Genomic DNA, 24,496 nt, shown 5'->3' with positions numbered 1-24,496 from the left:
TATATTGTGCACTGCACAAAAAGTCAATGTTTCGCCGAGCGCGGTTCCAGACGACCGGCCCGGCGTGCAGGCCCAGCCACCGCAATGGCTAAAATTCGAATAAAGGGAAGCTCAAGTCCGAAGAAAATGGTGAACACGGTGGTTACCATAAACGGATTGGTAACACTGGCCGCGATAGCTTGGCTTGAAGTGAGGCAGGACCTTTGCCGCCTCCAGCAACAAAAAATTCAAAGGAACCATCGGTGCGTCAGGCGTTGTCGGGCATTCTCTCCAAATCCGCGTCCTCTTTGAAAACGATCATGATCCTCGCTTTGGCGATGACATTCGTCGTTGCCGACGCTGCTTCGTCCATGGCAGCGAGGTCGGCCGCCATCGTCATCGATGCCAAGACCGGCAAGGTGCTTTATTCTTCGAATGCCGATGGTCGGCGCTATCCGGCCTCGCTCACCAAGATGATGACGCTTTACCTGGCCTTCGAGGCCATGGCGAACGGCAAGATCAGCAAGAACTCCCGGGTCGTCTTTTCGGCCAATGCTGCTGCCGAACCGCCGACGAAACTCGGCGTCAGACGGGGCGGCGCGATCACGGTCGAGACCGCAATCCTGTCGATGGTGACCAAGTCGGCAAACGACTCGGCAACGGCGCTCGGCGAGCTTCTCGGCGGCAATGAAGCCAATTTCGCCCACATGATGACAGCCAAGGCGCGGGCGCTGGGCATGAAGGGGACCGTTTTCCGCAACGCCCACGGCTTGCCAAACCCCGGTCAGTTCACGACCGCGCGCGACATGGCGGTGCTCGGCATCGCGCTGCGGGAGCATTTTCCCCAGTATTACGGCTATTTCTCGCAGCGTTCCTTTCTCTACGGCCGGAGGCGTATCAACGGCCATAACCGCCTGCTTGGGCGCATCAAGGGCGTCGACGGCATCAAGACCGGTTACACCCGCGCCTCCGGCTACAATCTCGTTTCCTCGGTCGACGACGGCGATCGCCGCATTGTCGCGGTGGTGATAGGCGGGAAATCCGGCGGCAGCCGCGACAACCAGATGGCCGCATTGATCAACACCTACATGCCGAAAGCGTCGTCGCGCGGCAGCGGCATGCTGGTCGCCAAGGCCGGCGGCGGCAACCCGATCAGCGCCCTGGCAAAAGTGTTCCTGCCCAAGCGCGACGCGCCGACGCCGGACAGCCGGCCGGACGATGCCCCGGACGATGATGCCATTGCCTCGCTGGTTGAGGAAACCGAGCCCGCCGTTGAAGAAGCCACCCCCGTCGTCCAGACCAGGCCCGTCGTTCAGACCAGGAAGGTCAACACAGTGGCCGCGGCCACGGCGGACGATGTGGCGACGGCAAGGGTCGCAGCAGCCTACGCCGAACCGGCGGCGGTCGATCCCGTCAACACGGCATCGGTGCCGTCAGGCTGGGCAGTCCAGGTCGCCTCTTCGCCAAAACAATCCGAAGCCCAGGCTCTCCTGGACGAGACGAGCAAGCAGGCGCCTTCGATCCTCGCCGATGCCACAGGCTTCACCGTCGCCTTCGAAAAGGACGGCGTCACCTATTACCGCGCCCGGTTCGGCTTTGGTTCGAAGACTGCTGCCTGGAAAGCCTGCAACGCCCTGAAGAAAAAGAAAATCGAGTGCTACGCCGTCCAGCAATAGGCGGCGTCGAAAATATCTCCCGGAAAAATTCTGCGTCGAAGGAGACTAGTTGTGATTGGAGAGCAAGACGTCCTTGGCTTCATTGATCCGCGCCGCCAGAAAAGACGTGCCGCCGATATCGGGGTGCAGGCGCTGCATCAGGCGGCGGTGCGCCTTGCGGACATCCGCCGCGGCGGCCCCCGCTTCAAGACCAAGGATCTTGTAGGCCTCCTCCTTAGTCATGGCGCCCGAACCTGGCGAAACACCCAGCCCGTCGCCACCATCCGCCTCAGCGTCTTTGCGCCAGATGGGAAATCTGCCGTCAAGATACGTCTCTAGCAACTGGCGGCTCTCCGGGTCGCCGGGAAGTTCGCGATAAAGTTGCTGCAATTCCGCAAGGCTCATCGTGCCAAGCATCTTGCCTTCATGGCGGCCGGCGAGCACGAGCCCCTCCAGATTGCCGGTATCATGATCAAGCTCCATTTCGAGTGCAGCGGTGCGCACCGTCGAATGCTTGCCCGGCTCCAGTTTCGCCGTCGGCCGCTTCATCCGCATGGAGCCATACCAGGCGAGCGCCGTCGATAGGATCAAGCCGCCGATACCTTCGCGTCCGACCAGAAGCACGGCGACGCCGATCAGCGCCAGCAGGACGGGCCCAAGTGTCCTCATCCCGCTTGCGAGTCTCGCGGGGTCGGCGCGGAGAAAGATCGTGGCCACGCCGAGCAGCACCAAAAGCAACGCCACGAATGCGATAATCGCGCCCATTATTTCCTGCCGCTCCGCAGATGCTCGATCATCAGCCGGTCTTCCGGCCTACCCCTGGCCTCCAGTGCCTTCAGCCCGCCGGTTGCAAAGACGGCGACCGCCGAAAGCAGGCTGGCCAAGGTTGCGGCGGCCCGCCGATCAAATCGGAACCAAGCACCTTTGGACAGCCGCGCAATCTCCTTAAATGCCTTTTCTGCGCCGGCATCATGGCCCTCCTGAAAGACGAAGACAGGAACGCCGTGCAGGCCGAGGCTGCCGGCCTTTTCGGCCAGATCGTCTATGTTTTCTTCCATCGCGTCGCCGATATAGACCAGCGCATTCACCTTGGCCGCCGCCGTCTGTTTCAGCGCATGGGCGAGAACCTTGCCGATCTGGGTGTGGCCGCTGCGGCATTCGATCCGCGTCATCAGCTGCTTCAGCGCGTCCGTATCGGTGACGAATGCAGATGAGCGGCACTCGCCAAGACCACGAAAATAAACCAATTGAACCTTCAGCGCTCCGGCCTTGCCGACGGCGTCGAACATCTCGCCCTGCAGCGCACAGGCAAGGTCCCAGGTCGGCTGGCGACTCATCGTCGCGTCGAGCGAGAGTATCAGCCTGCCAGAACCGGTCGCGGACGCAGCGAGCGTCCTTGCCTGACGGATAAAGGCATCGATCTCGCCAGTGCTCGATTGGGACTCGACCGGCGCAGGATTGGCCTTTGCGGGCACGGGCTGCTTCTTGTCGCTCATGACATTCAAGATGTGGCGTTGTTGCGCCGCTTGCAAGCCCAGCATGAGGCGACCTGGAGGGTCAGCTATCCCGGCAGCTTTGAATTTGGGGGACCTTCCTAGAGAAGGCCGAGATCGGCAAGCTCGCGCCTGAGTTTCGGCGGCATCTCGACCAATCCCGCTTTACCCTTGCCGAGATCGGCCGGCGCGTCCGACGGTTTCAGGTAGCGCCAGCCTTGAAAGGCGCGGCGCGGCTGCCATTCGGTGCGCACCACCGCGGGATCGAGCATCAGATGACAGCGGCCGATGCCCTCGTCATCGGTGAAAGGACGGATTTCCGTGATCAACTGGCGGCATTGCACATTGCCCTTGATCACCCAGTAGAGGGAACCGCCATCGGTGACCTCGGCGCCGCGGGTCGGCATCATGCGGGTGGTGTGGTAATGCTCGACCGGTTCACCGGCGCGCTGCCGTTCGTCGAGGCGGAAGGCGATCCACTCTTCGAGATCTTCGACGCTGTCGCAGCCAACGCAGAGCTTTATGAGATTGAGGGACATGGATTAAGGTTTAGTCCGGCGCGCGAGGGCGTCAACGGCCTGGCCGACTTTCTCCACAGTGCCAGTCTTCGCAGTGCTGTTCTCCACAGTGCCAATCCCCAGTGCAAAGGTTCGCTCAGCATTCCACGATATTGACGGCCAGTCCGCCGAGGCTGGTTTCCTTGTATTTGTCGTTCATGTCGAGGCCGGTCTGGCGCATGGTCTCGATCGCGGCATCGAGCGGCACGAAGTGAACGCCGTCGCCCTTGATGGCCAGCGAAGCAGCAGTCACCGCCTTGACGGCGCCGAGTGCGTTACGCTCGATGCAAGGCACCTGCACCAGCCCGCCGACCGGATCGCAGGTCATGCCGAGATGATGTTCAAGCGCGATCTCGGCGGCGTTCTCGACCTGCTCGGGCGTGCCGCCCATCACGGCGCACAGCCCCGCCGCCGCCATCGCCGAGGCCGAACCGACCTCGCCCTGGCAGCCGACTTCGGCGCCCGAGATCGAAGCGTTGGTCTTGATGATGCCGCCGATCGCTGCCGCGGTCAGCAGGAAATCGCGGATGCTTGGCTGGTCGGCCTCGGGATGGAAATGCAGCCAGTAGCGCAGCACCGCGGGCAGCGTGCCTGCAGCACCATTGGTCGGCGCGGTGACGACGCGCCCGCCGGCGGCGTTCTCCTCATTCACCGCCATGGCATAGATCGACAGCCAGTCGTTGGCGAGCAGCGGATTGGGCCGGTTCTGCCGCCACTGCTCCTGCAGCTTGTCATGCAATTGCCGCGCGCGTCGGCGCACCTTCAGCCCGCCCGGCATGATGCCGTCCTGCGACAGGCCACGCTCGATGCAGCTCTTCATGGCGCTCCAGATGCCGTCGAGGCCGGCGTCGAGTTCCTCGCGCGGCATCTGCGTCTCTTCGTTGACCCGCTTCATGTCGGCGATGGAAAGGCCGCTTTTCGCCGCCATCGACAGCATCTCGACGGCGTTCTTGAAGGGGTATGGAACCTTCTTGCCTTCCGTCGTCACCGAGCCCTTCACCTTCATCCGCTGCAATTCTTCCTCGGAAACCACGAAGCCGCCGCCGATCGAATAATAGATGCGCTTGAGCAGCAGGCGGTCGTCGGCATCATAGGCGGAGAAAGCCATGCCGTTGGCGTGACCGGGTAGCGGCGTTTTGCGGTCCAGCACCAGATCCGTGGCCGGGTCGAAGCGATAGGACGGGTGGCCGGGCGGCGATATCCGCTTGTCGGCGGCGATACGGTCGACGATGCTGTCCGCCTGATCGGGGTCCACCGTCTGCGGCATCTGGCCGGCAAGCCCGAGCACGACGGCGCGATCTGAACCATGGCCGACGCCGGTATAGGCAAGCGAGCCGTGCAGGCTGGCGGCGACGCGGTCGACCTTGGCGCCGGCCGGGCGTGGCCAGTCATCTCCCGCGACCTCGTCGAGAAAACGCCGCGCAGCCGTCATCGGTCCCATCGTGTGCGAACTCGATGGTCCAATGCCGATCTTGAACAGGTCGAAAACCGAAAGGAACACGCGCCGCTCTCTCCTATTGGAATTTACATATAGGAATTCCTGTGAGGTTTCCGCTCTTTCGAAGATCGCGGCGCTGCACCTGCCGACCTTGTTTGCTCCGGCAGCGACATCGTTGCGTTCCGCCATCGAAGCGGCGCCACGGCGTGTGGTAAAAGGGTCGCATGGGCGATTCTTTCCATTTGTCGACGGCAGACCTCGTGGCGCTGGCCTTCTTCCTTTTCGTATGGGTGCTGCATACGCTCGCCTCCGACGGAAAGCTGGTCAGCCGCATGTCACTGACGACGGCGATGAACGCTCAGCGCGAAGCCTGGATGCGGACCATGGCCGAACGCGAGATCCGCATTGTCGACACCGCCATCATGGCAGGCCTTCAACAGGGAACCGCCTTCTTCGCCTCCAGTTCACTGATTGCGATCGGCGGCTGTTTTGCGCTGCTCGGCGCCTCCGATCAGGTTATTTCGGTGCTGAGTAACCTGCCGCTCGGCGCGACATCGTCCCGCACCGCTTTTCAGATGAAGGTGTTCGGATTGGTGCTGATCCTGGCTTACTCCTTCTTCAAGTTCGGCTGGGCTTACCGGCTGTTCAACTACTGCTCGATCCTGATCGGAGCTGTGCCGATTCCGCATGGCGAGGCTTCACATAACCCGGTTAGCGAGACGGCGGTATGGCGTGCGGCGCGCATGAACATGCTGGCCGGGAAGCACTTCAATTCCGGCCTGCGCGGCGTGTTTTTCTCGATCGGTTATCTCGGCTGGTTCGTCGACCCAAAAGTGTTCGTGCTGTCGACGCTGCTATTGCTGGCGGTCCTGGTGCGTCGCCAGTTCTTCTCGGCGGCGCGGCAAGCCGTGATCGGTCAGCCGCCCGAACCAACACCCGGTCCAGGGAAAAGCCGATCGATGCGGCCCGACAGCCAGTAGGCGACGAGCCCGATCCATTCGCGGACCGCCGTGCTGGTGGTCTGCAGCGAACCGAAGGGATCGTCGCGGAACAGGCCGATGCCTTCCTTGCCGGAGGTGCGGTAATCGACCGGCCAGGGAACGGTGGCAAAGCCGGCCTTGTCGAACAGCGCCTTGGCGCGCGGCATGTGGAAGGCCGAGGTCACCAGCAACCAGGTCTCGCCCGGTTTCGGGGTGACCAGTTCGCGGGTGAAGACGGCGTTCTCGTAGGTGTTGCGGGATCTGTTCTCGAGGATCAGCCTATCGGCCGTCACACCAAGTGCGGCGAACAGACGCGGCGCCGTCTCTGCATCGCCCTCGCCTTCGCCGATCATTGCGATAGTGCCCCCTGAGATGACGACTTTCGCTGTCGGAAAATGCCGTGCCAGCACGGCCGCCGCGACCATCCGATCGCCGCTGGCACTCAGTTCATAGCCGCCACGCGCGAAATTGACGGCGCCCTCCATGCCGCCTCCGAGCACGACGATGCCATCGACCTTTTCCGGCAGCGGCGGGCGCGGAAAGCGCTCTTCCAGCGGGTTGAGCATCAGTGCGCCGAGCGAGGTCCAGGTCGAGAGGGCGAGGATGAGAAAGGCCAGCCCGCTGCCGGTGGCAAACAGCTTTCCGCGCCCGACCAAGGCAGAAAGCAACGCGACCAACATCAGGATGATCGCCAGATTCAACGGCTGGACGAGGAGCCAAAATACCTTGGAAAGATAGTAGAACATCCCTCACCCCTTCAGATGGGAGAGGACACTACCACCACTTTTCCGGCTGGAACGTACCCGCCGCCTGTTCGATGACATGGGCGGTCTGGAACAAAGTTTCCTCGTCGAAGGGCCGGCCGATGAGCTGCAGGCCGAGCGGCAGGCCCTTGGCGTCTAGCCCTGCGGGCACGGCGATGCCCGGCAGTCCAGCCATGTTCACCGTCACCGTAAAGATGTCGTTGAGGTACATCTTGACCGGGTCGGCGGCCATGTCCTCGTCGGCGATGCCGAAGGCCGCCGACGGCGTTGCCGGTGTCAGGATGACATCGACGCCGGCCGTGAATGCATTTTCGAAATCCCGCTTGATGAGACTCCGCACCTTCTGCGCCTGCAGATAGTAGGCATCGTAGTAGCCGGCGGAGAGGACGTAGGTGCCGATCATGATGCGGCGCTTGACCTCGCGGCCGAAGCCGGCGGCGCGGGTCTTCTCGTACATGTCGACTATGTCCTTGCCCGGCACGCGCAACCCATAGCGGACGCCGTCATAGCGGGCCAGGTTCGAAGAGGCTTCGGCGGGCGCGACGATGTAATAGGCCGGCAGCGCATATTTGGTATGCGGAAGCGAAATGTCAACGATCTCGGCGCCGGCATCTTTCAGCCAGGCAATGCCTTTCTGCCACAGCGCCTCGATCTCGTCGGGCATGCCGTCGACGCGGTATTCCCTGGGGATGCCGACCTTCATGCCCTTGATCGGCTTGCCGATCGCCGCTTCGTAATCCGGCACCGGCCGGTCGACCGAGGTGGTGTCCTTCGGATCGACCGAGGCCATCGATTTCAAGAGGATCGCGGCGTCACGCACATCGCGGGCGATCGGTCCGGCCTGGTCGAGCGACGAAGCAAAGGCGACAGTACCCCAGCGCGAGCAGCGGCCGTAGGTCGGCTTGATGCCGACCGTGCCGGTGAAGGCGGCAGGCTGGCGGATCGAGCCGCCGGTGTCGGTGGCTGTGGCGCCGGCACATAGGAGCGCCGAAACGGCGGAGGCCGAGCCACCCGACGAGCCGCCCGGCACGAGTTGGGCGTTGTCCAGCGTGCGCGCGGTCCTGGTGCCGCCGGCCGAGACGAAACCGCCATCCCCCTGATGCGTGGTCGGCATCACCACCGTGTCGAGGCGCGAACGCCGCCACGGATTGACGACAGGGCCGTAGTAGGAGGTCTCGTTGGAGGAGCCCATGGCGAACTCATCCATGTTGAGCTTGCCGAGCATGACGGCGCCGTCGGCCCACAGATTGGCGGTGACGGTCGATTCGTAGTGCGGCTTGAACCCGTCCAGCACATGGCTGCAGGCTTGGGTGTGGATGCCTTCGGTGCCGAACAGGTCCTTGATCCCGAGCGGAATGCCTTCGAGCGACCCGCCCTGGCCCTTCGCCAGCTTCGCGTCCGAGGCCTTGGCCATGTCGCGCGCTTTGTCGTCGGTAACGACGACATAGGCGTTGAGCGTCGGATTGGCCCGCTCGATCGCCTGGAGATAGGCTTCGGTGATCTCGGTTGCGGTGATTTCCTTGGCGCGCAGCTTGGTGCGGGCCTGCGAAATCGTCAGGTGGGTCAGGTCGCTCATCAGGCAAGGCTCTTTTCGTAAAACACCGACCACCCGGTATCGGGATAGTCCAGCACCGGGCCGCAGCGCGAAAATCCGGCGCCTTCATAGACGGTCCACGCTGCCGGATGGCGGTCGCCGGTTTCCAGCACCAAACGCTTCAGCCCTTCATTGCGCGCCAGCGCTTCGATCCGCTCGACGATCCTGGCGCCGATCTTCTGTCCACGATGCGAAGGCCGCGTGTACATGCGCTTGACCTCGCCGACGGTGCCATCGTGGCGCTTCAGCGCGCCGCAACCGATGGCAAGGCCGTTGTAGCGAGCGATGAAGACTGTTGTGTCGTTGTCGGCCATCTGTTCGACGGTCATGTGATAGCAGTGCTCCGGCGGCGTCAGTTCCAGCAGCGTGGCGTTGAGCTCCTTAACCAGCCCGCGCACATCGTCCTGCAGCGGCGTTTCGATGGCGATCTCGATTGCCATCGGCCCGCTACTCCACCACCTTCGGAACGAGGAAGAAATTCTCTTCGGTGGCCGGTGCGTTGGCGACGATGTCGACCGCCTTGCTGCCGTCGGTGACGACGTCCGGGCGCTTCTTCATTTCCATCGGAATCACCGAAGTCATCGGCTCGACACCGGAGACGTCGACCTCGTTCAATTGCTCGACAAAGCCCAGAATGGCGTTCAACTCGCCGGTCATGCGCTCGGCATCCTCCTCGCTCACCGCAATACGGGCGAGACGCGCGACGCGCTTCACAGTCTGAAGATCAACGGACATGGTTGTTTGTGCCTCTGGAAAACCAGTCCGCGCTATAGCGGCGCGGCGCGTGCCGCGCAACATGCATCGTGCCGACAACTCAGGCAGAAGGTCTATGGCAGGGCCACACCGTCGCAGAGGAAATAGCTGCCGCTGTTGCCGCTCGCCTCGCTTTCGTCTTCCGCAGGCCGGACCGAAACCAGATCGATCTGCTTCGGGCTCAATTGCGTTACGGAGAGAACGTCCGGAAAGACGTGGCCCGGTTCCTGACATATGGCTGTCACCGCCCAGCTCGGCGAGAGCGTCGCCTTGGTGATCTGAAGGAACTCGCAATCGTATTCGACGCTTTGCAGGCCACGCGCCGAGAGCACGATGTTGCCGGCGTCGATCAGCGCTTCCAGTGTGTCCTTCTTGGCCTGCGCACAAAGATCCTCGGACTGGAGATAGACGCCTTCGATGAAATCCTCCGCGGCGGGAGCGGCGGACGCCACAGAGAGAATAGAAATGCAAAGAAAGCCCCTCAAAATCATGTTTTCGCTCCATTTTAGCGTCTTATACCTAGCGTCTTCTACAAGCTAATCGTCCCGCCGATCTCCGGCAACGCCACCTTCACGCCGGATCCGTCCAACCCCGCGACAAACTTGTCGGCGGTCTGGTCGATGATCGGGAACGTACCGAAGTGACTGGGAATGACCGTCTCAAACTGAAAGAAGCGTCGGCAGGCAAGGGCTGCCACCGCGCCACCCATGGTGAAGCGGTCGCCGATCGGAACGATGCCGATCTTCGGCTCATGTAATTCGTTGATCAGCGCCATGTCGGAAAAGATGTCGGTGTCGCCCATGTGATAGAGCGTCTTGTCTTCCGGAAAATGCAGGACGAGGCCGCCTGGATTGCCGAGATAGGTGTTCTGGCCATTGTCACCCGGGAACGACGATGAATGCAGCGCCTGGACGAAGGTGGTGGTGAACCCGCCGCAATCGATCGTGCCGCCGATGTTGCCGGGATTGATCTTCTTGTCGCTGGCGCCCCTGCCGACCAGGTACATGCAGACCTCGAAATTGGCGACCAGCATAGCGCCGCTTTTCCCAAGCACTTCGAGCGCACCGCTGATGTGATCGCTATGGCCATGGGTCAAAAGAACATGCGTGACCCCTTCCGCCGGTCCTTCCCAGCCGCTCGTCCATGACGGATTGCCGATCAGATAGGGATCGATGAGGATTTTCGCGTCGGTGGTTTCGATGCGGAATGCGGAATGTCCGTACCAGGTCAGTTTCATGAATGCCTTCCTCGATTTTTGCTTCGCCAAAGGATAGAACGCCGGCAGTGAAATTAAAGTCCCACAGCGTCCCTTCGCGGCGTGTGGTCCAAGGAAGGCCGTTGAGCATCATCACCATCGAAGAGTTGCCGGCGCGGCTCAGCGGCGGCAAGACGCTGGCCGGGCTCGACCTCGGCGACAAGACCATCGGCGTGGCGGTTTCCGACAGGGGCTTTGCCTTCGCCCATCCGCGTCCGGTCATCATGCGCAGGAAATTCTCGCTGGATGCAGCTGTGCTGCTCGCCTTGCTGCAGAAAGAGAATGTCGGCGCCGTGGTGCTCGGCCTGCCGATCAACATGGACGGATCGGAAGGGCCGCGCGCCCAGAAATCCCGCGCCTTCGCCCGCAACATGGCTGGTGTGACCGACCTGCCCTTCGTTTTGTGGGACGAGCGACTGTCGACGGTGGCGGCTGAGCGGACGTTGATCGAGATGGATTTTTCGCGCCGCAAACGCGCCGGCAAGATCGATTCGGCCGCGGCGGCCTTTATTCTGCAGGGCGTTCTCGACCGGCTTCAGGCGCTCGGCGTCGATGCCTGGCCGAAATAGCGGTCGCGCATTATCCTGATCCAGCCGCCGATCACCCGGCGGCGTCGGAACGCCCAAAATGCCATGAGCAGCAGACTGTCGAAGATGCAGGCCTTTGCCACCATGCCGGGAATGAGCGCCGGATCAATGCCGAGCATCTCCCCATAAAGCTGGAAGACGAGGTCATGCAATTGGCGGCTCAGCATGACATATCCGAAATTGATGTCGTTGAGCGACAGGAAGAACCAGCCCCAGAACAGGGCGAGCGGCGCCGCCCATAGCGCGAACAAGGTACGCATCAGCGGCCATCCCTCAAATTCGTGTCCGGCCTCAAGTTGGTGGCCAGCCGGCCGGAAATGCGCGAGAGCGCCGAGTTGTGCGCCGCCGCTTTCGCCATTACATGCGCGGCGGCCCTGATTTCACCCGTGCCCGGAACCTCTGCGCCAAGGGCCGACCGTCGCTCTGCGAGCATGGCGACATAGGACGCCAGCAGCGCCGCCAGTTGCACCGCGACAACCATGAACAGCCCGTTGATGCCTTGCGCGGCGCCGCCGACAACAATGAGCGACAGCACGCCGGAGGCGGAGATGAAGGCGACCCGCACGACGCTGTCGGTGGCGTCCGGATTTGTCGGGTCGCTGATCAGAGTTTCGACAAAGGCCCAGCAGAACAGCACCGCGACGACAAGCAGCGCTACGGCAAGCGGTGCCACGATGATGGCGTTTTCGAGATTGACGAAGCGGGTGTTCTGGACGGCGACGCCGAGCACGCCAAGCGCTGCCGCAACACCGCGATTCCCGTCGATGCAGAGGAACGCCAGCAGGGCGAAAACGACCGCCCAGTGCAAGGCCAGAAAGGAGCTCAATATATGCCGCATGGCGTTCCTGCTTCCGTAAACAGGACAGTGGGCCTTGCGGCTTGCGACCGCAATGGAAACCATTTGTTAAGGTTAACGGTCGTCCACAGGCGCACGACAGCGTCGGTCGTGGCGCTTTACATGCCGGCAATGCCTGCTATGGCACGGTCTCCCTCCGAGACGCTTCCATGCAAGCCATGTTCGAAAGTATCCTGCCGATCTTCCTGCTTATCCTGTGCGGGAATATTCTTCGGTGCGTCGATGTGATCGATCCGGCCGGCTGGCACGGCATCGACCAGTTGGGCTACTGGTTCTTCTATCCGACACTGATTCTCGTGACGATCGTAAACGCCGATTTCACCGGCCTGCAGCTGGATGCCATGATGCTGGCGCTGGCAATCACCGTGCCGCTGATGTTTGTATTCGTGCTGTCATTGTGGCCGTTTCTGCGCAAGGCCGGTCTTGCCGGAGCGGCCGAATTCTCGTCGATTTTCCAAACATCGATCCGCTGGAACGGTTTCATGGCGCTGGCCATTGCCCAAAAATTGTTTCCGCCCGCCGGAATGGCTGTCGTCGCGCTGGTGATGGCGATCGTCATCCTGCCGATCAATCTTGTGACGGTTTTCGTAGTTACACGCTTCGCCGACAGGACGGCCAACTGGCCGACGCTGATCCGCCGCATGGCGACTAATCCAATGGTGATCGCGGCTGCCGGCGGTCTTCTGTTACGCGCACTGCCCTTCGAACTTTTTGCACCGGTCAACAAGACGCTTCAGCTGATCGGCCAGGCCGCGCTTGGGCTTGGCCTCGTCGGCATTGGTGCGGGCCTGAGGCTCGACAGCCTGGTCAAGCCCAGGATCGTTATTCTCGTCCCGGTTGCAGTCAAGCTGGTGGTGTTTCCGGCGCTGCTGCTGGCCATTTCGCTCTTGCTTGGCGTCACTGGCGAGGAATTGCTGTTTCTCATCCTGTGCGGCGCCGTGCCGACCGCCATGAACGGTTATGTGCTGGCCAAGCAAATAGGCGGCGACGCCGAGCTTTACGCTACGGTTACGACGCTGCAGACGCTTGCTTCCTTCGCGACCATCCCGGTTGTACTGCTGTTGGCGGCTCAGTTCGTCGGCCGATAGAGCGTGTCGATGATCATGCGCGCGTCATGGCGCGAATCGAGCATGCCATAGGTGTTGCGCCACTGGCCGGCGAGGCGCGTCTCGACGAAGGCGTCGGCGATCCGCCCTGCCCCCAGCCTGCGAAGTTCTGCCGCTGCCGCCGACAGCGCCAGTTGTTCGGTGAGCAGGCGGGCCGAGCCCTCGTCGGTTGCCGCGACCTGCATTGCCGCCTTGAGTACGCCGACGGTGCCGCGTCCGCCTGCGCCGAGATCGCGATCGATGCCGGCCAGCACCTCCTCGAACAGGCCGGGTGCACGCCCCAGCACGCGCAGCACGTCGAGCGCCATGACGTTGCCGGATCCCTCCCAGATCGCGTTGACCGGAGCTTCGCGATAGTAGCGGGCGAGCGGCGCCTCCTCGACATAGCCATTGCCGCCGAGGCACTCCATCGCTTCGTAGAGCAGCTGTGGTGCGATCTTGCAGACCCAGTACTTTACGACCGGCGTCATGGCGCGAGCGAAGGCCGCCTCGCCGCGGTCGCCGGCCGCTTCGTCGAAGGAGCGCGCCAGCCGGAACGACAGCGCGGTGGCCGCGGCGACGTCGAGCGCCATGTCGGCCAGCACGCGCTGCATCAGCGGCTGCTCGATCAGATTGGTTCCAAACACCTGGCGGTGACGGGTGTGGTGGACGGCCTCGGCCAGCCCGGCACGCATGATCGCCGACGAGGCGATCGCGCAGTCGAGCCGGGTCAGCGTCACCATGTCCATGATCGTTTTGACGCCTGCCCCGGGCTCGCCGACCATCTCGCCGATGGCGTTGACGAACTCCACTTCGGACGAGGCGTTGGAGCGGTTGCCGAGCTTGTCCTTCAGCCGCTGGAAGCGGAAGCCGTTGCCCGAACCATCGCCGAGAATGCGGGGAACGAGAAAGCACGAAAGTCCTTCCGGCGCCTGTCCAAGCACCAGGAACGCATCCGACATCGGCGCTGACATGAACCATTTATGGCCGGTCAGCCGATAGAAGCTGCTGCCGGCCCGCTCGGCCCTGGTGACGTTGGCGCGGACGTCGGTGCCGCCCTGCTTCTCGGTCATGCCCATGCCGAGCGTCAGCCCGGCCTTTTCGACCGGAGGCTTTTGGCTCTGGTCGTATTTGCGTGTCGTCACCCGCGGCGCCCATTCGCGAAACAGTTTCGGGCTGGCCATCAGCGCTGCCAGCGATGCGCTGGTCATGGTGATGGGACAGAGATGCCCGGTTTCGAGCTCGGCCGTCAGGTAGAAACGGGCGGCGCGCACCTGATGACGGCGGCCGATCTCGGCATCGCCATTTTCCCAGACCGACGAATGCAGCCCGTTCGCCACCGACCGGCGCATCAGTGCGTGATAGGCTGGATGAAACTCGACCAGATCGATGCGCCGGCCCTGCCGGTCATGGGTCCTGAGCTTCGGCGTCTCGACATTGGCGAGGCGAGCCAGTTCCTGCGCCTCCTGCGTCAGCACGAAACGGCCAAGCCCATCGAGATCTTTGCGCACCGGATCGGAAAAACGCTCGGCAAGCTGGATCAGCAACGGATCGCCCCGCCAGGCGTTGCCGCCTGCCAGCGGCGGCGGCTGGTTCGTCACGTCGTCGGTCACGCACTGTCCTTATCATCACAAGGCCACGAATCCGAAGCCAGTAGCGGTTTATAGCCCAAGCCGCGCAACGCGCGCGACGAAAATACCGGGGAGAAAGACCGCAATCCAAAGCTGGTGCTTGCAGCCAAAGGTCCTCCACCCTATAGCAGCGCCTTGAGATGACCGACGCTTCGTCCCTGCCACTCTATCCTCACCGCCATCTTCTGGGCATCCGCGATCTTTCCCCCGCCGACATCGAGCTTTTGCTGGACAAGGCGGACCGGGCGGTCGCGATCTCGCGGCAGTCGGAGAAGAAGACCTCGACGCTGCGCGGCCGCACCCAGATCAACCTCTTCTACGAAGCCTCGACCCGCACGCAGTCGTCGTTCGAGCTGGCCGGAAAACGGCTAGGCGCCGACGTCATGAACATGTCGGTGGCGAGCTCTTCGGTGAAGAAGGGCGAGACGCTGATCGACACGGCGATGACGCTGAACGCCATGCGCCCGGACATATTGATCATCCGCCACCAGTCGGCGGGTGCCGCCGCACTACTGGCGCAAAAGGTCGGCTGCTCGGTGATCAATGCCGGCGACGGCGCCCATGAGCACCCGACGCAGGCGCTGCTCGACGCGCTGACCATCCGCCGCGCCAGGGGCCCGCTGTCGAAGCTGATCGTGGCAATCTGTGGCGACATCCTGCATTCGCGCGTGGCGCGTTCCAACATCATACTGCTCAACGCGCTCGGCGCCCAGGTCCGCGCGGTGGCGCCGTCGACACTTCTGCCCGCCGGCATCGAGAAAATGGGCGTGGTCGTCACCCGTTCGATGGCCGAAGGGCTCAAGGACGCGGATGTGGTGATGATGCTGCGGCTGCAGCGCGAGCGGATGGAAGGCGCCTTCGTGCCTTCGGTGCGTGAGTATTTCCACTATTTCGGCCTCGACGCCGAGAAGCTGAAGGCGGCCAAGGACGGCGCTCTGGTCATGCATCCCGGCCCGATGAACCGCGGCGTCGAGATCGCATCGGAAATCGCCGACGGTCCGCAGAGCGTCATCCAGGAACAGGTGGAGATGGGTGTTGCCGTGCGCATGGCAGTGATGGAAGCGCTGCTCGACCCCCGTCGCAACCGCGAAGTTGCCCGATGAGCACAACGGTCTTCAGCCGGGCCCGCATCGTCGATCCGTCGCGCGGCATTGACGAGGTCGGCACCGTCATTGTCGAGGGCCGCAAGATCGTGGCTGCCGGCAAGTCGGCCTTGAACCAGGGCGCTCCGCAAGATGCTACCGTCATCGACTGCGGCGGCAAAGCAATCATCCCGGGCCTGATCGATGCGCGCGTCTTCATCGGCGAACCGGGCGGCGAGCACCGCGAAACCATCGCTTCGGCCAGCCTGGCGGCGGCGGCCGGCGGCGTCACTTCCATCGTCATGATGCCCGACACCGACCCGGTGATCGACAATGTGGCGCTGGTCGAATTCGTGCTACGCACCGCCAAGGATACGGCCATCGTCAACATCTTTCCGGCGGCGGCGATCACCAAGGGCCTCGAAGGCCGCGAGATGACCGAATTCGGCCTGCTGCGCGAGGCCGGCGCGGTCGCCTTCACTGACGGGCGGCACACCATAGCAAGCGCACTGGTGATGCGCCGCGCGCTGACCTATGCGCGCGACTTCGGCGGCGTGATCGCACATGAAACCCAAGACGCCGACCTCGCCTCATCAGGCGTCATGAACGAAGGCCTCTATGCCAGCTGGCTCGGCCTCGCCGGCATTCCGCGCGAGGCCGAGTCCATTCCGCTGGAGCGTGACCTTGCGCTGGCGCGGCTGACCGGCGGCGCCTATCACGCGGCCAAGATCTCGACGGCCATGGCGGCAAACGCGGTAACGCGGGCGAAAGCCGACGGCGCGAATGTCACAGCAGGCGTGTCGATCCACAATCTGTCGCTCAACGAGAACGATGTCGGCGAATACCGCACCTTCTTCCGGCTGACGCCGCCGCTGCGCGCCGAGGAAGACAGGCTGGCGATGCTCGAGGCGGTCAAGGACGGCACGATCGACCTCATCGTGTCCTCGCACGACCCGCAGGATGTCGACACCAAGCGCCTGCCCTTCGCCGACGCCGCGGCCGGCGCGATCGGGCTGGAAACGCTGCTGGGCGCGGCGCTGCGCCTTTATCACAATGGCGACGTGACGCTGCTTAGATTGGTCGAGACCTTGTCCACCGCGCCGGCAAGACTGTTCGGCCTGCCCGGCGGCACGCTGAAGCCAGGCGCGATCGCCGATCTTGCGCTGGTCGATCTCAACGAGCCATGGATCGTCAGCGAAGCCGGTATCCGTTCGCGCTCGAAAAACACCTGTTTCGAAGGCGCGCGGCTGCAGGGCAAGGTCTTGCAAACGATGGTGGCGGGCCGCACAGTGTTTTCAGCCTAGGGGATATCTGGGGGAACAATGGCTTACGGCATCGTCTTGGCGCTAGTGTTCGGCTACCTGCTCGGCTCGATCCCGTTCGGGCTCCTGATCACCCGCGCCGCCGGTCTGGGCGACGTCCGCAATATCGGCTCCGGCAACATCGGCGCCACCAATGTACTGCGCACCGGCAACAAGGGCCTGGCCGCCGCCACGCTGCTGCTCGACGCGCTGAAAGGCACGGCGGCCGTGCTGATCGCCGGTCGCTTTGCACTGGAGCTCGGGCCCTGGGCCGGCCTCGGCGCCTTTTTCGGCCATCTCTTTCCGGTCTGGCTCGGTTTCAAGGGCGGCAAGGGGGTCGCCACTTATCTCGGCGTACTGATTGCATTGGCCTGGCAGGTGGCACTGATCTTCGCCATCGTCTGGCTGGCCGTCGCTTTCTTGTTCCGCTATTCCTCGCTGGCGGCGCTGACGGCAGCAGTCGTCGTGCCGATCGCGCTCTATGTCCTCAGCACGCCTGAGATTGCCGGGCTGTTCGCGCTGATGAGCCTGATCGTCATCATAAAACACCGGGCCAACATCACGCGGCTGCTGGCCGGCACCGAGGGCAAGATCGGGGCCAAGGAGTGAGCCAGCGCGCCGCCGGGCCGCGGCTCAGCGACCGGCAGCGGTTGAGCTGGCTTCGTTTGATCCGCACGCCGAATGTCGGCCCGGCCACCTTTCGCGACCTGATCAACCGTTTCGGCTCGGCCGAGACGGCGCTTGAGATGCTGCCCGAGCTAATGATTTCGGGCGGTGCCAGAAAGATCGTCCGCATCCCGTCGATTGCCGAGGCCGAGGCGGAAGTGGAGACAGCCCGGCGCGCCGGCGCCCGCTTCGTCGGCATCGGCGAGGCCGACTATCCACCGCTGATGAAAAGCATGGACCATCCGCCGCCGCTGCTCGCGGTCAAAGGCGAAGGCGCGGTGTTTCGGCTACCGGCAGTCGCCATCGTCGGCGCCCGCAACGCCTCGCTGGCCGGCATCAAGATGGCGCGCACGCTCGCCGCCGAACTCGGCCGCGACGGATACGGCATCCTCTCCGGTCTGGCGCGCGGCATCGACACGGCAGCACATCAGGGCAGCCTTGCGACCGGCACGATCGGCGTGCTGGCCGGCGGCCTCGACCTGCCCTACCCGCCCGAGAATGCCGAACTCTGTAACGAGATTGCCGAGCGCGGCGGCGCCATCATTTCAGAGATGCCGTTCGGCTGGCAGCCGCGCGCCCAGGATTTTCCGCGCCGCAACCGCCTCGTCGCGGGTGCTGCATTGGGGCTGGTCGTGGTCGAGGCGGCGCAACGCTCCGGCTCGCTGATCAGCGCCAGGCTTGCCGGCGAGATGGGCCGGCTGGTCTTCGCCGTCCCCGGTTCGCCGCTCGATCCGCGCGCTGCCGGCACCAATGCCCTGCTCAAGGACGGCGCCACCCTGGTCACCGAGGCGTCGGACATCACCAGCGCAGTCGCGCCGCTGGTCAGCGCCTTGGCACCAAGGACGCCGCCACTTGGAGAGCCGCCCGACTTTTCGGCAACACCGCCGCCCTGCGAAGACGACCGCGCCCGCGTTATCGAAGCCCTCGGCCCGACGCCGGTGGCGGTCGACGAAATCATCCGCCACACCGGCCTGCATCCCGCCCAGGTTTTCATGGTGTTACTGGAACTCGACCTCGCCGGCCGACTGGAGCGCCACGCCGGCGGCAATGTCTCGCTGATTTGAGCAAGGTTTTCCGGATGCCTCAGCGCACGATTCTTGTGGGAACCTGCCCCGATGCTCGCCTCATCCGGTTATTGCCGGTCGCGCCTGTGGCAGTGATCCCGTGAGCGATCTCTCGCCTATGCAGCATGGCCTATGAGGCGCTGACCAATACAAAGATGGACGACGGGACGGGCGGCTAGGAGAATGCTGCTGTGCTATCGTTTTGCGATAGTCAGCCATCTGACGGCGGAAACAGCTGTGCCGTGAGGCTTTGCAGTCTCCCAGGTTCTGGCTACGCTCGCCGAGTAAGCCTAAGTAGTTGAATTCAATGAAACAATGGTGAGCGCGCAGGGATTCGAACCCTGGACCTACTGATTAAAAGTCAGTTGCTCTACCGGCTGAGCTACGCGCTCCCGCGGGCTCAGAATGCCGCCCTCGAAATTGCGCGGAACATAGGGAGAGTGCCTCGACCGGTCAACTGGAAAAAGAGCACGCGCAAGCAGGGCTTTTCCGCACACTTGCAGCGCCTCTCCAACCGCTTCGGCAAAGCCTGCGTGGCTGTCCCGCAGAAAGCTGAGACGCATTACAAATCAGCAGCTTGCTATTTTTAGCGGAACAATTGCGCAACCTGTCCGTTTTTGTCGCTACAAGGGACGACGCTTTCAAGGAGAAGATCATGAACAGAATCATGTCGGGCTTGCTGGCGACCGCGCTGTCAGCGTCATTCGCTGTGGCGGAAATCGTGCCCGTCAACGCCCAGCCCATTTACGTGCCGCTAGGTCAGAACGTCGCGTCGGATGTCCAGACCGTCGACCACAGGCGTTGGAGGCGTTTCGACGGCGATCGCGATTTTTCCCGCCGCGATTTCTCGCGCCGCGATTTTCGTCGCAGTTTCTCGCATGACGACGGCAGGTATTGGCGCGGCCATCGCGGCTATCGCAGTTGGCGTCGCGGCTATCGCCGTCACGGCGACTACTGGTTCCCGCTGGCTGCCTTCGCCACTGGCGCGCTGATTACCGGCGCGATCATCAACAACCAGAACCGCGTCTATCGAGGAGGCGATGCCCACGTGGCGTGGTGCTATAATCGCTACAGATCCTACCGGGCATATGACAACACGTACCAGCCTTACTACGGGCCGCGTCGGCAGTGCATCTCGCCCTATTGATAAAGCCCGGGCGAAGTTGAGTAAGTTTTGTTGAAGAGCCTGCGCCGACAACGGCGCGGGCTTTTTTTGGTGCGCGAATCTAAAGCGTGCTCAGCGTCCTGCGCACAGCATCGCGCCAGCCCGCCAGCTTTACGGAACGAACCGTAGCGTTCATATCCGGCTTGAACCGTCGCTCCAGCGCCCAACTCCTGGCGAAGTCCCTGGCCTTCGGCCAGACTCCCGCTTTCGAGCCGGCCAGCCATGCCGCGCCAAGCGCCGTCGTCTCCAGGATGGTCGGACGGTCGACCGGCGCATCGAGGATGTCGGCCAGCCGCTGCAAGGTCCAGTCCGACGCCACCATCCCGCCATCGACCCTGAGAACGGTCTTCGCAGACGCGCCCTTCCAGTCCTTGCGCATCGCGTCGAGCAGGTCGCGCGTCTGGAACGCAACGGATTCAAGTGCGGCGCTGGCAAATTCGGCCGGGCCCGAATTGCGGGTCAGCCCGAAGATGGCGCCGCGCGCCTCGGCGTCCCAGTGCGGCGCGCCAAGTCCAACGAAAGCCGGCACTAGATACACTTCTTGAGTCGGGTCGGCGCTCGCCGCCAGCACGCCGCTCTGCTCGGCCTTGCCGATCACCTTGATGCCGTCGCGCAGCCATTGCACGGCGGCACCTGCGATGAAGATCGACCCCTCCAGCGCATAAGTGGTCTTGCCGTTCAGCCTATAGGCAATGGTCGTCAACAACCGGTTCTTCGAGCGCACCAGATCGCTGCCGGTGTTGAGCAGCGCGAAGCAACCGGTGCCATAGGTGGACTTCATCATGCCCGGCTCGAAACAGGCCTGGCCGATGGTCGCCGCATGCTGGTCGCCAGCCACGCCGAGGATTCTTATCTCTGCGCCGAACAGGCTTTTCTCTGTGATTCCATAGTCGTCAGCGCAATCCTTCACCTGCGGCAGCATTTTTTCCGGTATGCCGAGAATGGCCAGAAGCTCGTCGTCCCAGGCATTCTTTTCGATGTTGTAGACCAACGTTCGCGAGGCATTGGTGGCATCGGTGGCGTGAACCTTGCCGCCGGTCAGCCGCCAGATCAGAAAGCTGTCGATGGTGCCGGCCAGCAATTCGCCCTTGGCGGCGCGTTTCCTCGCGCCCTTCACCTTGTCCAGCATCCAGGCGATCTTGGTGCCGGAGAAATAGGGATCGAGCAGCAGGCCGGTCCTTCTGGTGAACTTCTTCTCCAGCCCCTGCTTCTTCAATTTCTGGCACAGCGGCGCGGTGCGGCGGTCTTGCCAGACAATCGCGTTATGGATCGGCTTGCCGGTCGCCCTGTCCCAGATGACGACGGTCTCGCGCTGATTGGTGATGCCGATTGCCGCGACATCCGACGCATCGCGGCCGGCGCTTTTCAGCGCAGCCTTCACCGTCGCCACGACGCTCGACCAGATTTCCTCCGGATCGTGCTCGACCCAGCCGGAGGCCGGATAATGCTGGGTAAATTCCTTCTGTCCGCTGCCTACGACCTTCATTTCGGGATCGAACAAGATCGCCCGGCTCGACGTCGTCCCCTGATCAATTGCAAGGATGTATCCGGTCATGCTGTCTCCCCCATCATTCGCAAAGAAGGGAGACGGCTCGCGCCGCCTCCCTGTAGCCTCTTTTCGCTTTCGCGGTTCGGCAAGCCTACTGGGTGGTCCAGCGCTTGATCAGTTCCTCATAGACGATGGTCTCGCCTTTCGGCTTCTCGTTCTCGAGTTTGGCCTTAGGACCGTTCTCCTTGCCCAACCATTCGGCCGGATCTTTCGGCTCGTTGAGTCGCGGACCACAGCCGCCGTAGACCTTGGCGGACTCGTCGGCAGCCTGCATGCGGGCCATCGTGATGTCCATTTCCTCAGCGAGGCGGTCCATCGCCTGCTGCGGCGTGAACGCCCCGGAGTTCACGTCGCCGATCTGCTGCCACCAGATCTGGGCGAGCTTCGGGTAGTCGGGCACGTTGATGCCGGTCGGCGACCAGGCGACCCGGTCTGGAGAGCGGTAGAACTCCACCCAGCCGCCGAGTTTGGGCGCACGGTCGGTAAACGACTGATGCCGAATGTCGGAATCGCGGATCAGAGTGAGCCCGACATGGGACTTCTTCAAAGACACGGTCTTCGACACGACGAACTGCGCATAAAGCCAGGCGGCCTTGGCACGATCGGCCGGGGTCGATTTCAGGATCGTCCAAGAGCCCACGTCCTGGTAGCCGATCTTCTGCCCGTCCTTCCAGTACGGGCCGTGCGGCGACGGGGCCATTCGCCACAACAAATTGCCCTCATCATCGACCGTGTTGTTCCCTTCCGACTTGGGCTTCACCATGTCGGCGAGGAAAGCCGTGTACCAGAAGATCTGCTGGGCCACGTTGCCTTGGCTCAGCGCGGGCAGCGACTGGTAGAAATCGTAGCTCGCTGCTCCGGGAGGCGCAAAGTTACGCAGCCACTCGTCCCACTTTGCGATGGCATAGACCGACGCCGGACCATTCGCCTCGCCACCGCGCGAAACACTCGCGCCGACCGGATTGCAGGTGCCAGCCTCCATGCGAATGCCCCATTCGTCGATCGGGATGCCATTCGGCTCGCCGGGGCTGCCGGTGCCGGCCATGGACAGCCACGCGTCAGTCATGCGCCAACCGAGATCGGGTGCCCGCTTGCCGTAGTCCATATGTCCGAAGACCTGCACGCCGTCGATTTCCTTCACGTCCTTGGAGAAGAATTCGGCGATATCCTCGTAGGCGGACCAGTTCACCGGGACGCCGAGATCGTAGCCATACTTGGCCTTGAACTTTTCCTTGAGTTCCGGCTTGTCGAACCAGTCCTTGCGGAACCAGTAGAGGTTGGCGAACTGCTGGTCCGGGAGCTGGTAGAGCTTGCCGTCCGGGCCGGTCGTGAACTTAATGCCAATAAAGTCTTCGAGATCGAGTGTCGGAAGGGTGACATCCTTGCCTTCGCCGGCCATGAAATCGGTGAGATTTACCGCAAGCTGCAGCCGCGAATGGGTGCCGATCAGGTCGCTGTCGTTGACATAAGCGTCATAAAGATTGCGGTTGGTCTGCATCTGAGTCTGCACGGCCTGGACGACTTCACCCTCGCCGAGGATCTGGTGGTTGACCTTGATGCCGGTGATCGCCTCGAACGCCTTGGTGAGCACGGTCGATTCGTAGGTGTGTGTCGGGATACCTTCCGACAGCACGTTTATCTCCATGCCGGCGAAGGGTTTCGCGGCATCGACAAACCATTGCATTTCGGCTTCCTGAGCCGAGCGATCAAGGGTCGAAAGGCCATTGATTTCCGTGTCAAGGAATGTCTTGGCTTCATCCATGCCTGCGTAGGCCTGACTGGCCCCGAGCAGCAGGACTAGTGCCGTTGTCGATGTTAGTAGGTGACGTCGCATGAGTTCCTCCCATTTTCGGTTTCAAGTGCGATCGGAGCGGTCGTTGCGCGGCCGCTCCAACAGTTTCTCCCCCTAGACGAATCGAAAAACGCCGATGGCGTAGACGATCGAGAGGGCGAGTGCCCACCACAGGTTGGGTCCGACAAGACCCAGCCAAGCGAGATGGATGTAGGCGCTGCCTAGCAGCGAAATGAACAGTCGGTCGCCACGCGTAGTATCGAGGCCGAGAACGCCATGGCGCGGCGCTCCGCCAGGACTGGCCCACTCCCACACGGTCATTCCGACCAGAAGAAGCAGGATCACGCCAAAGAAAGTGGCGGTCTGCCAGGTCCAGGCCATCCATGAGAGATCCATCGTCTTTACTCCTTCCCCGCGCCGCCGCTAGACGCGGCCAAGCGCAAACCCCTTGGCGATATAGTTCCGGACGAACCAGATGACGATTGCGCCCGGAACGATGGTGAGCACGCCGGCGGCCGCCAGCAATCCGAGTTCGTAGCCCGATGTGCTCGCCGTCCGGGTCATCACGGCGGCGATCGGCTTCGCGGCGACAGACGTCAGCGTCTTGGCGAGCAACAGCTCGACCCAAGAGAACATGAAGCAGAAGAACGCCGTGACACCGATGCCGGAAGCGATCAGCGGCATGAATATCTTCACGAAGAACCGCGGCCAGGAATAGCCGTCTATGAAGGCCGTCTCGTCGATCTCCTTCGGCACGCCGGACATGAAGCCTTCGAGAATCCACACTGCGAGCGGTATGTTGAACAGGCAGTGCGCCAGCGCAACGGCCCATGGCGTGTCGAAGAGATTGATGGCCGAGTAGAGCTGGTAAAACGGCAGCGCGAAAACCGCCGGCGGCGCCATGCGGTTGGTCAGCAGCCAGAAGAACAGGTGCTTGTCGCCGAGAAAACGGTAGCGCGAGAAGGCATAGGCAGCGGGCAGCGCCACGCTGACCGAAATCGCAGTGTTGATAAATACATAGCTGATGGAGCTGATGTAGCCATTGTACCAAACGGGGTTGGTGAGGATCTCGACATAGCTCGCCACCGTGAAACTGCGTGGCCACAATGAAAAGCCGCCGAGGATTTCGTTCGTCGTCTTGAACGACATGTTGAGCAGCCAGTAGATCGGCAGCATCAGGAAGATGATGTAGACCGTCGGCACGAGCCAAAGGAAGCGCGCCTCCCGGCCGCGTCCGCTCATTACGCTTA

General features: G+C 62.7%; 26 protein-coding genes and 1 tRNA gene. 9 read left to right on the top strand and 18 right to left on the bottom strand.

Annotated elements, in window-relative coordinates; all coding sequences use genetic code 11:
• Nucleotides 1-242: 242 nt before the first annotated feature.
• A complete protein-coding gene (locus EN807_RS27960; protein ID WP_135937524.1) occupies nt 243-1,655 on the top strand; it encodes a D-alanyl-D-alanine carboxypeptidase in 1,413 nt (470 codons plus the stop codon).
• Between the two features lie 45 nt (nt 1,656-1,700).
• On the opposite strand, the gene EN807_RS27955 is transcribed toward EN807_RS27960, so the two are convergent.
• The 4 genes from EN807_RS27955 to EN807_RS27940 form a co-directional block, all read right to left on the bottom strand.
• Nucleotides 1,701-2,399, bottom strand: coding sequence for a DnaJ domain-containing protein (locus EN807_RS27955; RefSeq protein ID WP_127314919.1), 699 nt, complete (start codon nt 2,397-2,399; stop codon nt 1,701-1,703).
• Nucleotides 2,399-3,130 (bottom strand): VWA domain-containing protein, encoded by a 732-nt coding sequence (locus EN807_RS27950; RefSeq protein ID WP_189522591.1) that lies wholly within the window; start codon nt 3,128-3,130, stop codon nt 2,399-2,401. The genes EN807_RS27955 and EN807_RS27950 overlap by 1 nt, the downstream gene beginning before the upstream one ends.
• A gap of 98 nt (nt 3,131-3,228) precedes the next feature.
• Complete coding sequence (locus tag EN807_RS27945; protein ID WP_135937522.1) at nt 3,229-3,666, bottom strand: DUF1489 family protein; 438 nt, start codon at nt 3,664-3,666, stop codon at nt 3,229-3,231.
• 115 nt (nt 3,667-3,781) lie between these two features.
• A complete protein-coding gene (locus EN807_RS27940; protein WP_135937521.1) occupies nt 3,782-5,185 on the bottom strand; it encodes an L-serine ammonia-lyase in 1,404 nt (467 codons plus the stop codon).
• Nucleotides 5,186-5,346: 161 nt separating this feature from the next.
• Here EN807_RS27940 and EN807_RS27935 point away from each other — a divergent pair, with 161 nt between their 5' ends.
• On the top strand, nt 5,347-6,102 hold the full coding sequence (locus EN807_RS27935) for a DUF599 domain-containing protein (protein ID WP_135937520.1): 756 nt from the start codon (nt 5,347-5,349) through the stop codon (nt 6,100-6,102).
• Here EN807_RS27935 and EN807_RS27930 read toward each other — a convergent pair.
• The 6 genes from EN807_RS27930 to EN807_RS27905 form a co-directional block, all read right to left on the bottom strand.
• Entirely contained in the window at nt 6,039-6,848 is an 810-nt protein-coding gene (locus EN807_RS27930; RefSeq protein ID WP_135937519.1) for a YdcF family protein, read from the bottom strand. The genes EN807_RS27935 and EN807_RS27930 overlap by 64 nt on opposite strands.
• A gap of 28 nt (nt 6,849-6,876) precedes the next feature.
• Nucleotides 6,877-8,442, bottom strand: a complete 1,566-nt coding sequence (locus tag EN807_RS27925; protein WP_135937518.1) for an amidase family protein — start codon at nt 8,440-8,442, stop codon at nt 6,877-6,879.
• Entirely contained in the window at nt 8,442-8,900 is a 459-nt protein-coding gene (locus EN807_RS27920) for a GNAT family N-acetyltransferase (protein ID WP_135937517.1), read from the bottom strand. The genes EN807_RS27925 and EN807_RS27920 overlap by 1 nt, the downstream gene beginning before the upstream one ends.
• 7 nt (nt 8,901-8,907) lie before the next feature.
• Nucleotides 8,908-9,195 (bottom strand): Asp-tRNA(Asn)/Glu-tRNA(Gln) amidotransferase subunit GatC, encoded by a 288-nt coding sequence (gene gatC / locus EN807_RS27915; RefSeq protein WP_127314911.1) that lies wholly within the window; start codon nt 9,193-9,195, stop codon nt 8,908-8,910.
• A gap of 92 nt (nt 9,196-9,287) precedes the next feature.
• The gene (locus EN807_RS27910; RefSeq protein WP_127314910.1) at nt 9,288-9,704 is read right to left on the bottom strand and encodes a hypothetical protein; all 417 of its coding nucleotides are present in this window, start codon (nt 9,702-9,704) and stop codon (nt 9,288-9,290) included.
• A gap of 38 nt (nt 9,705-9,742) precedes the next feature.
• Nucleotides 9,743-10,450: a metal-dependent hydrolase gene (locus EN807_RS27905; protein WP_135937516.1), complete on the bottom strand. Its 708-nt coding sequence runs from the start codon at nt 10,448-10,450 to the stop codon at nt 9,743-9,745.
• A gap of 101 nt (nt 10,451-10,551) precedes the next feature.
• Between EN807_RS27905 and ruvX the strand changes: the two genes are divergently transcribed.
• Nucleotides 10,552-11,037, top strand: a complete 486-nt coding sequence (ruvX, locus tag EN807_RS27900; RefSeq protein WP_029352820.1) for a Holliday junction resolvase RuvX — start codon at nt 10,552-10,554, stop codon at nt 11,035-11,037.
• Here ruvX and EN807_RS27895 read toward each other — a convergent pair.
• On the bottom strand, nt 11,004-11,315 hold the full coding sequence (locus EN807_RS27895; protein WP_127314907.1) for a DUF6105 family protein: 312 nt from the start codon (nt 11,313-11,315) through the stop codon (nt 11,004-11,006). The genes ruvX and EN807_RS27895 overlap by 34 nt on opposite strands.
• The gene (locus EN807_RS27890; protein ID WP_135937515.1) at nt 11,315-11,893 is read right to left on the bottom strand and encodes a hypothetical protein; all 579 of its coding nucleotides are present in this window, start codon (nt 11,891-11,893) and stop codon (nt 11,315-11,317) included. The genes EN807_RS27895 and EN807_RS27890 overlap by 1 nt, the downstream gene beginning before the upstream one ends.
• A 167-nt stretch (nt 11,894-12,060) precedes the next feature.
• Between EN807_RS27890 and EN807_RS27885 the strand changes: the two genes are divergently transcribed.
• Complete coding sequence (locus tag EN807_RS27885; protein WP_135937514.1) at nt 12,061-12,999, top strand: AEC family transporter; 939 nt, start codon at nt 12,061-12,063, stop codon at nt 12,997-12,999.
• On the opposite strand, the gene EN807_RS27880 is transcribed toward EN807_RS27885, so the two are convergent.
• Nucleotides 12,981-14,609 carry a DNA alkylation response protein gene (locus tag EN807_RS27880; protein ID WP_135937513.1) on the bottom strand — a complete coding sequence of 543 codons (1,629 nt, stop codon included), beginning with the start codon at nt 14,607-14,609 and terminating at the stop codon, nt 12,981-12,983. The genes EN807_RS27885 and EN807_RS27880 overlap by 19 nt on opposite strands.
• Before the next feature lie 158 nt (nt 14,610-14,767).
• Between EN807_RS27880 and EN807_RS27875 the strand changes: the two genes are divergently transcribed.
• The 4 genes from EN807_RS27875 to dprA are packed head-to-tail and all read left to right on the top strand — an operon-like array spanning nt 14,768 to nt 18,740.
• The gene (locus tag EN807_RS27875) at nt 14,768-15,730 is read left to right on the top strand and encodes an aspartate carbamoyltransferase catalytic subunit (RefSeq protein WP_127314903.1); all 963 of its coding nucleotides are present in this window, start codon (nt 14,768-14,770) and stop codon (nt 15,728-15,730) included.
• Nucleotides 15,727-17,013 (top strand): dihydroorotase, encoded by a 1,287-nt coding sequence (locus tag EN807_RS27870; protein ID WP_135937512.1) that lies wholly within the window; start codon nt 15,727-15,729, stop codon nt 17,011-17,013. The genes EN807_RS27875 and EN807_RS27870 overlap by 4 nt, the downstream gene beginning before the upstream one ends.
• Before the next feature lie 18 nt (nt 17,014-17,031).
• On the top strand, nt 17,032-17,619 hold the full coding sequence (plsY, locus tag EN807_RS27865; RefSeq protein WP_135937511.1) for a glycerol-3-phosphate 1-O-acyltransferase PlsY: 588 nt from the start codon (nt 17,032-17,034) through the stop codon (nt 17,617-17,619).
• The gene (dprA, locus tag EN807_RS27860) at nt 17,616-18,740 is read left to right on the top strand and encodes a DNA-processing protein DprA (protein WP_135937510.1); all 1,125 of its coding nucleotides are present in this window, start codon (nt 17,616-17,618) and stop codon (nt 18,738-18,740) included. The genes plsY and dprA overlap by 4 nt, the downstream gene beginning before the upstream one ends.
• Nucleotides 18,741-19,056: 316 nt before the next feature.
• On the opposite strand, the gene EN807_RS27855 is transcribed toward dprA, so the two are convergent.
• Nucleotides 19,057-19,132: transfer RNA gene (locus EN807_RS27855), tRNA-Lys, on the bottom strand.
• A 263-nt stretch (nt 19,133-19,395) separates the two neighbouring features.
• On the opposite strand from EN807_RS27855, the gene EN807_RS27850 reads away from it, so the two are divergent.
• Nucleotides 19,396-19,887, top strand: coding sequence for a BA14K family protein (locus tag EN807_RS27850; protein WP_127314899.1), 492 nt, complete (start codon nt 19,396-19,398; stop codon nt 19,885-19,887).
• Nucleotides 19,888-19,966: 79 nt separating this feature from the next.
• Here the strand turns inward: EN807_RS27850 and glpK are convergent, their stop codons facing one another.
• The 4 genes from glpK to EN807_RS27830 all read right to left on the bottom strand — a co-directional run bounded on the left by glpK (nt 19,967) and on the right by EN807_RS27830 (nt 24,488).
• A complete protein-coding gene (glpK, locus tag EN807_RS27845) occupies nt 19,967-21,460 on the bottom strand; it encodes a glycerol kinase GlpK (protein ID WP_135937509.1) in 1,494 nt (497 codons plus the stop codon).
• A gap of 85 nt (nt 21,461-21,545) precedes the next feature.
• The gene (locus tag EN807_RS27840; protein WP_065007666.1) at nt 21,546-23,288 is read right to left on the bottom strand and encodes an ABC transporter substrate-binding protein; all 1,743 of its coding nucleotides are present in this window, start codon (nt 23,286-23,288) and stop codon (nt 21,546-21,548) included.
• Between the two features lie 72 nt (nt 23,289-23,360).
• A complete protein-coding gene (locus EN807_RS27835) occupies nt 23,361-23,642 on the bottom strand; it encodes a DUF2160 domain-containing protein (protein WP_065007667.1) in 282 nt (93 codons plus the stop codon).
• Nucleotides 23,643-23,669: 27 nt separating this feature from the next.
• Nucleotides 23,670-24,488: a carbohydrate ABC transporter permease gene (locus EN807_RS27830; protein WP_065007668.1), complete on the bottom strand. Its 819-nt coding sequence runs from the start codon at nt 24,486-24,488 to the stop codon at nt 23,670-23,672.
• Between the last annotated feature and the right edge of the window lie 8 nt (nt 24,489-24,496).

Source organism: Mesorhizobium sp. M5C.F.Ca.ET.164.01.1.1 (genome assembly GCF_004792125.1).
Classification (GTDB): Bacteria; Pseudomonadota; Alphaproteobacteria; order Rhizobiales; family Rhizobiaceae; genus Mesorhizobium; species Mesorhizobium wenxiniae.
Note: the sequence above shows the minus strand (reverse complement) of the source record. Positions and strands in the feature narration are given on the sequence as shown.

Coding starts and splice junctions, on each gene's coding strand:
- EN807_RS27955 (WP_127314919.1), bottom strand. CDS start 2,399: ATGGGCGCGATTATCGCATTCGTGGCGTTGCTTTTGGTGCTGCTCGGC.
- EN807_RS27950 (WP_189522591.1), bottom strand. CDS start 3,130: ATGAGCGACAAGAAGCAGCCCGTGCCCGCAAAGGCCAATCCTGCGCCG.
- EN807_RS27945 (WP_135937522.1), bottom strand. CDS start 3,666: ATGTCCCTCAATCTCATAAAGCTCTGCGTTGGCTGCGACAGCGTCGAA.
- EN807_RS27935 (WP_135937520.1), top strand. CDS start 5,347: ATGGGCGATTCTTTCCATTTGTCGACGGCAGACCTCGTGGCGCTGGCC.
- EN807_RS27930 (WP_135937519.1), bottom strand. CDS start 6,848: ATGTTCTACTATCTTTCCAAGGTATTTTGGCTCCTCGTCCAGCCGTTG.
- EN807_RS27925 (WP_135937518.1), bottom strand. CDS start 8,442: ATGAGCGACCTGACCCACCTGACGATTTCGCAGGCCCGCACCAAGCTG.
- EN807_RS27920 (WP_135937517.1), bottom strand. CDS start 8,900: ATGGCAATCGAGATCGCCATCGAAACGCCGCTGCAGGACGATGTGCGC.
- gatC (WP_127314911.1), bottom strand. CDS start 9,195: ATGTCCGTTGATCTTCAGACTGTGAAGCGCGTCGCGCGTCTCGCCCGT.
- EN807_RS27910 (WP_127314910.1), bottom strand. CDS start 9,704: ATGATTTTGAGGGGCTTTCTTTGCATTTCTATTCTCTCTGTGGCGTCC.
- EN807_RS27905 (WP_135937516.1), bottom strand. CDS start 10,450: ATGAAACTGACCTGGTACGGACATTCCGCATTCCGCATCGAAACCACC.
- EN807_RS27895 (WP_127314907.1), bottom strand. CDS start 11,315: ATGCGTACCTTGTTCGCGCTATGGGCGGCGCCGCTCGCCCTGTTCTGG.
- EN807_RS27890 (WP_135937515.1), bottom strand. CDS start 11,893: ATGCGGCATATATTGAGCTCCTTTCTGGCCTTGCACTGGGCGGTCGTT.
- EN807_RS27885 (WP_135937514.1), top strand. CDS start 12,061: ATGCAAGCCATGTTCGAAAGTATCCTGCCGATCTTCCTGCTTATCCTG.
- EN807_RS27875 (WP_127314903.1), top strand. CDS start 14,768: ATGACCGACGCTTCGTCCCTGCCACTCTATCCTCACCGCCATCTTCTG.
- EN807_RS27870 (WP_135937512.1), top strand. CDS start 15,727: ATGAGCACAACGGTCTTCAGCCGGGCCCGCATCGTCGATCCGTCGCGC.
- plsY (WP_135937511.1), top strand. CDS start 17,032: ATGGCTTACGGCATCGTCTTGGCGCTAGTGTTCGGCTACCTGCTCGGC.
- EN807_RS27850 (WP_127314899.1), top strand. CDS start 19,396: ATGAACAGAATCATGTCGGGCTTGCTGGCGACCGCGCTGTCAGCGTCA.
- glpK (WP_135937509.1), bottom strand. CDS start 21,460: ATGACCGGATACATCCTTGCAATTGATCAGGGGACGACGTCGAGCCGG.
- EN807_RS27840 (WP_065007666.1), bottom strand. CDS start 23,288: ATGCGACGTCACCTACTAACATCGACAACGGCACTAGTCCTGCTGCTC.
- EN807_RS27835 (WP_065007667.1), bottom strand. CDS start 23,642: ATGGATCTCTCATGGATGGCCTGGACCTGGCAGACCGCCACTTTCTTT.
- EN807_RS27830 (WP_065007668.1), bottom strand. CDS start 24,488: ATGAGCGGACGCGGCCGGGAGGCGCGCTTCCTTTGGCTCGTGCCGACG.